Here is a 9,273-nt window from a genome sequence, read left to right as displayed (position 1 = left end):
ATCGAAAAATCGCCTGCCGGTTCTAATTGATAATGAGAATGATTATCAAATACGGGGGCGTGAATGCGGTACGAGGTACGGGAACCTGAGAGATCGATGATGCAGGGCGCACGCGTCGCCCGTTTCGGGCGCTGGCGTCCGTCGCTGTACCTCGGCCTGCTGATCGCCGCGCATCCGGCGGCGGCGTTCGCCGATGCGGCGCCGGCGGCCGGCGCGGAAGTCCGCCAGGACGAAACAGCCGCCGCGCAGCCTGCCGGGGGCGAGTTGAAGGCGATTGCGGTGAATGCGTCGCGCGGCGTGGCCGACGATCCGTCGGTGGCGACGGTCGGCAAGATGCCGCTCGCGTTGCGCGAGATTCCGCAGTCGGTCAGCGTGACGACGCGCGAGCGGATCGACCAGCAGAACCTGTTCTCGCTCGACGAGGTGATGCAGCAGTCGGCCGGCGTGACCGTCCAGCCTTACGTGCTGCTCACCACCGCGTACTTCGTGCGCGGCTTCAAGGTCGATTCGTTCGAATTCGACGGCGTGCCGGTCGTGATCGGCGACATGGCGAGCGCGCCGCAGGACATCTCGGTGTACGAACGCGTCGAAATCCTGCGCGGCGCGAACGGGCTGCTGCACGGCTCGGGCAATCCGGCCGCGACCGTCAACCTCGTGCGCAAGCGCCCGCAATACCAGTTCTCCGCGCATGCGACCGCCAGCGTCGGCAGCTGGGACCGCTATCGCGCGGAAGCCGACATCGGCGGCCCGCTCAATGCGGCCGGCACCGTGCGCAGCCGGCTCGTCGCCGCGTACGAGGATCGCCACTTCTTCTACGACCATGCGAAGCAGGACACGCGTTCGATCTACAGCGTCACGGAAGTCGACGTGACGCGCGACACGCTGCTCACGTTCGGCGCGCAGTACCAGACCACGACATCGGTGCCCGACATGTCCGGCGTGCCGATGGCGCGCGACGGGGCGAGCCTCGGCCTGTCGCGCTCGACGTTCCTCGACACCGCGTGGGGCCGCTTCAACTGGGACACGACGCGCGCGTTCGCGTCGGTCGAGCAGAAGCTCGGCGCCGGCTGGAAGGCGAAGGTCAGCGGCGAATACCAGAGCGTGCGCTCGGACCTGAAGTACGCAGGTTCGTTCGGCGCGGTCGATCCGGCGACGGGCGCCGGCGGCCGGCTGACCGGCGCCGCGTACCAGTTCAGCAGCTACAGCCGCAGCGTCGATGCGAACGTGCAGGGCCCCGTGCATGCGTTCGGGCTCACGCACGACCTGCTGTTCGGCGTCACCTACGCGAACAGCAGCAGCGGGCAGATGACCGCGCCGCTGCTCGGCGACGTGGCCGGCACGCCGGTGAACGTGTATCGCTGGAACCCGAGCAGCGTGCCCGAGCCCGGCATCGGGCCGTACCAGCAGTCGCAGCAGAACGACGTTTCGCAGAAGGGCGTCTACGGGCTGGGCCGCATCAAGCTCGCGGAGCCGCTGACGCTCGTGCTCGGCGGCCGGATGAGCTGGTGGAACCAGGACAGCCTCGGCGCGCACTACAACACCGGCCACCAGTTCACGCCGTACGGCGGGCTGATCTGGGATTTCGCGCGCGACTGGTCGTGGTACGCGAGCTATGCGGAGGTGTTCCAGCCGCAGACCAAGTCGATGTGGGGCGGCGGCATCCTGACGCCGGTGAAGGGGCGTACCTACGAAACGGGCGTGAAGGGCGAACTGGCGGGCGGCAAGCTCGACGTGTCGCTCGCGGCGTTCCGCATCGATCTCGACAACAACCCGCAGGTCGACCTCGCGCATCCATGCGCGGGGCCGAGCTGCTACTACGTGAACGGCGGCAGCGTGCGCAGCCAGGGCTTCGAGTTCGAGGCGAACGGCCGCATCACGCCATGGTGGAGCGTGTGGGCGAGCTACACGTACGACACGATGCGTTATGCGGACAACCTCGCGAACGCGGGCACGTTCGCGCCGCTGCTGAATCCGCGCCACCTGTTCCGGCTGTGGACCAACTACGACCTGCCGTGGCAGGAGCGGCGCTGGAGCATCGGCGGCGGCGTGCAGGTGCAGAGCAGCTACTCGGCGCAGGCGAACGGCGTCACGATGAGCCAGGGCGGCTACGCGCTCGCGAGCGTGCGGCTCGGCTACCGCTACGACAAGCACTGGAGCGCCGCGCTCAACGTCAACAACCTGTTCGACCGCAACTACTACCTGAGCCTGAGCCAGCCGGGCTGGAACAACCGTTACGGGGAACCGCGCAACGTGATGCTGACCGTGCGCGGGCAATTCTGATGGCGTCCGGCTGGGGCGCGCGGGCGGCGATCGCGATCGGCGGCGTGCTGCCGGGGGCGGTCGCGCTCGCGCTCACGCTGGCCCGTCATTACCCCGACGACGGCCTGAACCGGCTCTATGCGGCCGTGTTGCTGACGCTCGCCGCGAGCGTCGCCGCGCTGCTGTGGGTGCTCGTCGCGCCCGGCTGGCGGCAGGCCGCGTGGCGCGCGGGTGCGTGGCTCGCGGTGCTGGTGCCGTGCGCGATGTTCTGGGGAGGGCGCTGACATGGATGCTTCGTCGCGTGCGCGCTGGCGCGCGCTGCATCGCGGCGCCGGCGCGCTGTTCGGCGTGGTGCTGTTCGTCGTGCTGTTCAGCGGCACCTGGAGTCTCGCGTTCGATTCGATGCAGGGCTGGTGGCGGCCGCCTGCGGTGGCCGCCGCACGGCCGACGTTGCCGCTCGACGCGCTCGTCGCGCGCGCGGCGTCGCTCGGGTTCGCGTTGCGCGACGCGCGCATCGTGCTGCCGCGGCCGGACGATCCGGCCATCCGTTTCTGCGACGCGCGTCAGACGTGCACGCTCGCGCTCGATCCGGCGACCGGCGCGCCGCTGCCCGACGCCGTGCGGGCGACGTTGATCGTCACGCTGCACAAGACGCTGTTCGCCGGCTTCCCCGGGCGCATTTTCGTCAGCCTGTGGGGCATCGTGCTGCTCGTGCTCATCGTCGCGGGCGTGGTCGTGCACCGCAAGCGCTGGCCCGACGCGGCGCGTATCCGGCGCGGCCACGGCTTGCGCGTCGCGCTGTTCGACCTGCATGCGTGGATCGGCCTGTGGGGCACGCCGTGGCTCGTGCTGTTCGCGTTCACCGGCGCGCTGTCGGGGCTCGGCGCGCTCGGCACGGTGTCGCTCGCGGGCGTCGCGTATCCGGGGCAGCCGCAGCGTGCGTTCGCCGAGCTGCTGGGCGGACCGTCGCCCGTCGAGGCCGGCGGCCCATGGCGGCATGCGCCCGATCTCGAAGCGCTGCTGCGGCGCGACGCGGTGCGCAGGCCGGAGTTCCGGCCCGAAGCCGTCGTGCTGCATCGCTGGGGCGACGTGAATGCACGCGTCGAGATTGCCGGTACGACCGCGGGCCTGCCGAGCACGGCCGTGTTCGAACGCCACCTGTACCGCGCGACGGACGGGCAATGGCTCGCCGATGCGACGTCGCGCGGCCGCGGCTTCTGGCTGCGCGCGTTCATCGCGGTGCAGCCGCTGCATTTCGCGCAATACGGCTGGGTCGGCGCGGCCGGTGGCGTGCTGCGCGTGCTGCATTTCCTGATGGGGCTCGCCGCGTGTGCGTTGTGCGCAACGGGGCTGCATCTGTGGATCGAACGGCGGCGCGCGCAACGCGATCGCTCGGCCGACGTGCTGGCCGCCGCCGCGGTCGGCGTGTGCGGCGGGCTCGTGCTCGCGGGCGGTGCGCTGCTGTTCGCCGGGCGTGCACTGCCCGACGGCGTGCACGTCGACCATGCGCTCGCGATGCTGTTCTGGGCCGTGTGGGGCGGCGCGATCGCGCTCGCGGCTTGCGTCGCCGATCGCGCGGCATGGCTGCGCGTGCTGATGCGTGCGGCCGGTGTCGCGTACGGGCTGGCCGGCGCGACCCATTGCGCGCTCGCGCTGCTGGACGCAGGCCGACCCGTGTACTGGCTGACCGACGCGGCGCTCGTCGCCTTCGGCGCATTGCTGCTGCGTGCGGCACGCCGTCCGCGGCGCGACGCGATGCAGCCCGCGCGCGTGCCGGCCGGCGCCGAACCTTTTTAACCTCATGCAACTGGAGAATTCGATGCGCGACCTGCTCGAACATCGCCGCCTGGTCATCACGATCACGCTGCTTTACCTGTCACAGGGCATCCCGATCGGCATCGCGATGGATGCGATGCCGACGCTGCTGCGCCACGACGGCGCGCCGCTGCACGCGCTTGCGTTCCTGCCGCTCGTCGGGCTGCCGTGGGTCGTGAAATTCCTGTGGGCGCCCGTCGTCGACAACCGCTGGTCGCCCCGCATCGGCCGGCGGCGCAGCTGGATGCTGCCGATGCAGACGATCGTCGTGCTGTGCCTGGCCAGCCTCGCGCAGATCGGGATGACGGTCGCGACGGCGGGCTGGGCGGTCGGGCTACTGGCCGTCGCGTCGCTCGCGAGCGCGACGCAGGACATCGCGAACGACGGGATGGCCGCCGAGCATTTCAGCGGCGACACGCTCGCGAGGATCAACGCGATCCAGATCGCGGGCGTGATGATCGGCTTCTTCGGCGGCGGCGCCGGCACGTTGACGCTGATCGGCCTGTTCGGCCAGCCCACCGCGTTTCTCGCGCTGGCCGCCGTCCCGCTCGCGAGCCTCGTCTGCGTGCTGTGGGTGTTGCCGCGCGACGCGGATCGTGCGCGCGTCCGGCCCGATCACGACGCGAGCCTCGTGCGCTTCGCGAAGCGGCCGCGTTCGTGGTCGCTGCTGTCGCTCGCGCTGCTGTCGGCGATGACTGCCGTATCGGGCTTCGGCCTGTCGAAGCTGTTCCTCAACGATGCGGGCTGGTCGCTCGACGCGATCGGCAAACTCGGGATGGCCGGCGGCGTCGTGACGGTCGTGCTCGGATGCGGCGGCGGCGCGTGGCTCGTGCGGGCGCTCGGCCTGTGGCGGGCGTTCACGGCCGGCGTGAGCTGCGCGGGCGCGGCGGCGCTGCTGTGGTTCACGCAGGCGAGCGGGTGGCTACCGGTGTCGCCGGCGTGGGCGTGGCTGTGCACGGTGCTCGGCTCGCTGGCGACCGGCATCACGTCCGTGTCGATCATGACGGCCGGCATGCGTTTCGCGGGGGGCAGCGATCAGGCCGGCACCGACGTGACCGCCGTGCAGAGCACGCGCGATCTCGGCGAGCTGATCGCGTCGTCGACGATCCTGTCACTGACCGCGAAGGTCGGTTACACGGGCGGGTTTCTCACCGGCGTCGCGCTCGCGGTGCTGGCGGCGCTGATCGCGATGAAGCTGCGGCGGCGCGAGGCGGCGTATGCGATGAAAGGAGACGATGCGCTGGTGTCGTGACGGCTGAGCGGCCGGCGTGGGTGCACGGCGCGGGCCGCACCGCGCCGAGCCGAGCCGCGTCACGCATGGCTCAAGGGCGACTCAAGCGCCGCGCGGCCAGCAATGCGATGACGAGCAGCACCGCGACATACGCGGCGACGCTCGTCCACGCGCCGCGTTGCCAGAACGCGCCGCCGACCGAGCCGAGCACGCTCGACCCGACGTAGTAGGCGAGCAGATACAGCGAAGCCGCATGCCCCTTCGCGGCGCCCGCGAGCGCGCCGACCCAGCCGCTCGCGACCGAGTGGGCGACGAAGAAGCCGATCGTCACGAGCACGATGCCGACGACGATCGCGGCGAGTGAGTGCGACAGCGTCAGCGCGAGGCCCGCCGCGAACACGACGATGCCGCTGACCAGCACCGGCGCCCGTCCGAGGCGATCGGCGAGCGCGCCGGCGCTCGACGACGACACCATCCCGAACAGGTATGCGCCGAAAATCAGCCCGCACGCGGTCGGGCTCAGGTTGAACGGCGCCGCCATGAGCCGGAACCCGGCGTAGTTGTAGATCGTCACGAACGCGCCCATCACGAGGAAGCCGATCGCGAACACGAACGGCAGGCGCGCATGACGCAGTTGCGCGTGCCACAGCCGCAGGTGGTGACGCAGCGTCAGGTCGGTGCGCTTCACGAAGCGTCGCGAGGCCGGCAGCAGCATCACGAACGCGATCGCCGCGAGCAGGTCGACGACGCCGATCGACAGCATCGCCGTGCGCCACGAGAAGTGCTCCTCGAGCGCGCTCATCCCGATCCGTCCGATCATGCCGCCGAACGCGGTCCCGCCGACATAGAGCCCCATCGAGAAGCCGAGCCCGTCGGCGGCGATTTCTTCCGCGAGATAGGCCATCGCCACGGCCGGCACGCCGCCCAGCGCGAAGCCTTCGAGCGCGCGCCAGACCAGCAGCAGGTGCCAGTTCGGCGACCACGCGGCGAGCAGGTTGAACAGCGCGGCCAGCGTCATCGACGCGAACATCAGCCCGCGCCGCCCGACCCGTTCGGACAGCGCGCCGGCGCACAGGATCGACACCGCGAGCATTCCGGTCGACAACGACAGCGAGAGCGAACTCGACGCCGCGCCGACGTTGAACTCATGGGCGAACGCGGGCAGCAGCGGCTGCACGCAGTACAGCAGCGAGAAAGTGGAAAAGCCGGCGAGGAACAGCGCGAACGCGATGCGCTTGTACGCGGCCGAGCGCGGGGATACGCCGGCCGGCAGCGCATCGGGCGCGCTGTTCTGCGTGCCGGGGACGGAGCGGGAAATCGAAGCGGAGGACATGAAGGCACTCGATGTGCGACGGAATACACGAATTCTTGCGCACGGTCATGTATATGTCCAATATATGAAATGAACCGCAGTCATATGTTTTAACACTGGCTGACAGGCAATCCGACTCACCGCGAGGTCACGTCACGCATGGAACTTCGGCATCTCCGCTACTTTCTGGCCGTCGCGGCCGCGTCGAATTTCACGAAGGCCGCCGAAACGCTCGGCATCGGCCAGCCGCCGTTGAGCCAGCAGATCAAGGCGCTCGAGAACGAGCTCGGCGTGGAGCTGTTCAAGCGGACCGCGCGCGGCGCCGAGCTCACGCTGGCGGGCGAAGTGTTCGCGGAAGAGGCGCGACGCGTACTCGACGACGCCGAGCGCGCGGCACGGGCGGCCAGGCGCGCCGCCCGTGGGGAAACCGGCCATCTGCGGGTCGGCTTCACCGGGACGGCCGCGTTCAATCCGAAAGTGTCGGATCTGATTCGCCGCTTTCGGGAGGCGTTTCCGGATGCCGAGCTGACGTTGCAGGAAGCGACGTCGGGCGTTTTGCTGGAAGCGCTGGAGGCCGGGCGCCTCGACGTCGCGATCGTGCGGCCCGAGCGCCGCATCGCCGCGACGCTGCGGGTAGCCGACTGGGACGAGGAGCCGATGTTCGTCGCGCTGCCCGTCGCGCACCGGCTGGCGCAGCGCCGGCGCATCGAGCTGGCGGAGCTGGCCGACGAGTCGTTCGTGCAGGTGCCGCGTGCGGCCGGCGGCGCGCTGTTCGACGACATCGTCGCTGCGTGCCAGGCCGCCGGGTTCGAGCCGCGCATGGCGCAACCGGCGCCGCAGATGGCGTCCGCGGTGACGCTGGTGGCGGCCGGGCTCGGCGTGTCGGTCGTGCCGAAGGCGATTACGCAGGTGCAGGTGCCCGGCGTCGTGTACCGGCCGTTCGCGGGTAACCGGTTTCGCGCGAGGCTGGCCATCGCGTCGCGCTGCGACGAGCCGTCCGCGGTGGTGCGGAATTTTCTGTTGTTGGCGTAGCTGAAAACAAAAAACCCGCGAAGCCATCTGCTGTCGCGGGTTTCGGAAATGCTGGAATGCGAGGAAAACGCATCTGGTGCCGACGGCGAGACTCGAACTCGCACAGCTTTCGCCACTACCCCCTCAAGATAGCGTGTCTACCAATTTCACCACGTCGGCACTGCAAGGGGCGCAATTCTAACGTCACATTCCGCATTTGTGAAGGGGGTATGACAAGCTCATGTAGGGGCACGCGATCGATCCCGGTAGAATTCGTTCGATCGACCCGACGGGTCCCCGCAACCGCCACCCGTTTTTCTCCCCGTGACCCACACCCTCGAACAACTGCAGGCCGGACAACTGTCGGGCGCGCGGCAACTCAAGCTCGCGTGCGGATTGACCGAATTTCCGCGCGAGATCTTCGATCTGGCCGACACGCTCGAAGTGCTCGACCTCACCGGCAATGCGTTGTCCGCGCTGCCCGACGACCTGCCGCGGCTGCATCGCCTGCGCATCCTGTTCGCGTCGGGCAATCGCTTCACCGCTTTTCCCGACGTGCTCGGCGCGTGCGATCAACTCGACATGATCGGCTTCAAGGCGAACTCGATTCACACCGTGCCGCGCGGCGCGCTGCCGCGTGCGCTGCGCTGGCTGATCCTGACCGACAACGCAATCGAGGAACTGCCGGCCGACATCGGCGATTGTTCTCGGTTGCAGAAGCTCATGCTGGCCGGCAACCGGCTGCGCGCGCTGCCCGCGGAAATGGCCGCCTGCCGTGCGCTGGAGCTGGTGCGCCTGTCGGCGAACCGGCTGGACGCGTTGCCCGGCTGGCTGCCGCGCCTGCCGCGCCTTGCGTGGCTCGCCGTGGCCGGCAACCCGTTCGGCGCGGTGCCGGAGGCCGCGGCGTCCGCCGGGCCGGACGTCGCGGAGATCGACTGGGCCGCGCTGTCATGCGAACAGAAACTGGGCGAGGGCGCGTCGGGTGTCATTTACCGAGCGCAGTGGCGCGCGGACGGCCATCCGCCGCGCACGGTCGCGGTCAAGCTGTTCAAGGGTGCGGTGACGAGCGACGGCCTGCCCGATTGCGAAATGGCCGCGTGCCTGCATGCCGGCGGTCATCCGAACCTGATCCCGGTGATCGGCAAGCTGCGCGGGCATCCGGACGGCACGCACGGCCTGGTGATGGAACTGGTCGATCCCGCGCTGACGAACCTCGCCGGGCCGCCGAGCTTCGCGTCCTGCACGCGCGACGTCTATGCCGCCGATGCGAGATTCGAGCCGGCGCAAGCGCTGCGGATCGCGCACGGCATCGCGTCGGTCGCCGGCCATCTGCACGCGCGCGGCATCATGCATGGCGACCTGTATGCGCACAACATCCTGCACGACGGCGCAGGCGGCGCGCTGCTCGGGGATTTCGGCGCGGCGTCGCTGTACGACGCGAACGAGCGCACGCGCGGCGCAAGGTTCGAACGGCTCGAAGTACGCGCGTTCGGCTGTCTGCTCGGCGAATTGCTCGAGCGCTGCGAACCGCACGCCGGCGCGCTCGATGCGTTGGCGGCGGCCTGCGTGAACGAGGACGTCGATGCGCGGCCGTCGTTCGACGAGATCACGGCCGCGCTGGCCGCGCGCATGCGCTGACGGGTGG

7 protein-coding genes and 1 tRNA gene are annotated in these 9,273 nt (G+C 69.8%); 6 read left to right on the top strand and 2 right to left on the bottom strand.

Annotated elements, in window-relative coordinates:
* Positions 1-96 precede the first annotated feature (96 nt).
* From SY91_RS23475 to SY91_RS23460, 4 genes are read left to right on the top strand one after another with little or no spacing between them, the layout of a single operon-like run.
* Entirely contained in the window at positions 97-2,280 is a 2,184-nt protein-coding gene (locus SY91_RS23475; RefSeq protein ID WP_023477563.1) for a TonB-dependent siderophore receptor, read from the top strand.
* Positions 2,280-2,543 (top strand): hypothetical protein, encoded by a 264-nt coding sequence (locus SY91_RS23470; RefSeq protein ID WP_023477564.1) that lies wholly within the window; start codon positions 2,280-2,282, stop codon positions 2,541-2,543. The genes SY91_RS23475 and SY91_RS23470 overlap by 1 nt, the downstream gene beginning before the upstream one ends.
* 1 nt (position 2,544) lies before the next feature.
* A complete protein-coding gene (locus SY91_RS23465; protein ID WP_043888503.1) occupies positions 2,545-4,056 on the top strand; it encodes a PepSY-associated TM helix domain-containing protein in 1,512 nt (503 codons plus the stop codon).
* Positions 4,057-4,078: 22 nt separating this feature from the next.
* Complete coding sequence (locus SY91_RS23460) at positions 4,079-5,326, top strand: RhtX/FptX family siderophore transporter (protein ID WP_043888507.1); 1,248 nt, start codon at positions 4,079-4,081, stop codon at positions 5,324-5,326.
* Between the two features lie 70 nt (positions 5,327-5,396).
* Here the strand turns inward: SY91_RS23460 and SY91_RS23455 are convergent, their stop codons facing one another.
* The gene (locus tag SY91_RS23455; RefSeq protein ID WP_043888504.1) at positions 5,397-6,638 is read right to left on the bottom strand and encodes an MFS transporter; all 1,242 of its coding nucleotides are present in this window, start codon (positions 6,636-6,638) and stop codon (positions 5,397-5,399) included.
* Between the two features lie 138 nt (positions 6,639-6,776).
* Between SY91_RS23455 and SY91_RS23450 the strand changes: the two genes are divergently transcribed.
* Positions 6,777-7,649, top strand: a complete 873-nt coding sequence (locus tag SY91_RS23450) for a LysR family transcriptional regulator (protein WP_023477565.1) — start codon at positions 6,777-6,779, stop codon at positions 7,647-7,649.
* Between the two features lie 74 nt (positions 7,650-7,723).
* Here the strand turns inward: SY91_RS23450 and SY91_RS23445 are convergent.
* Positions 7,724-7,808: transfer RNA gene (locus SY91_RS23445), tRNA-Leu, on the bottom strand.
* A 144-nt stretch (positions 7,809-7,952) separates the two neighbouring features.
* Here SY91_RS23445 and SY91_RS23440 point away from each other — a divergent pair.
* Positions 7,953-9,266, top strand: a complete 1,314-nt coding sequence (locus tag SY91_RS23440; RefSeq protein ID WP_023477566.1) for a leucine-rich repeat-containing protein kinase family protein — start codon at positions 7,953-7,955, stop codon at positions 9,264-9,266.
* Positions 9,267-9,273: the final 7 nt, after the last annotated feature.

Source organism: Burkholderia cenocepacia (genome assembly GCF_014211915.1).
GTDB lineage: Bacteria > Pseudomonadota > Gammaproteobacteria > Burkholderiales > Burkholderiaceae > Burkholderia > Burkholderia orbicola.
Note: the sequence above shows the minus strand (reverse complement) of the source record. Positions and strands in the feature narration are given on the sequence as shown.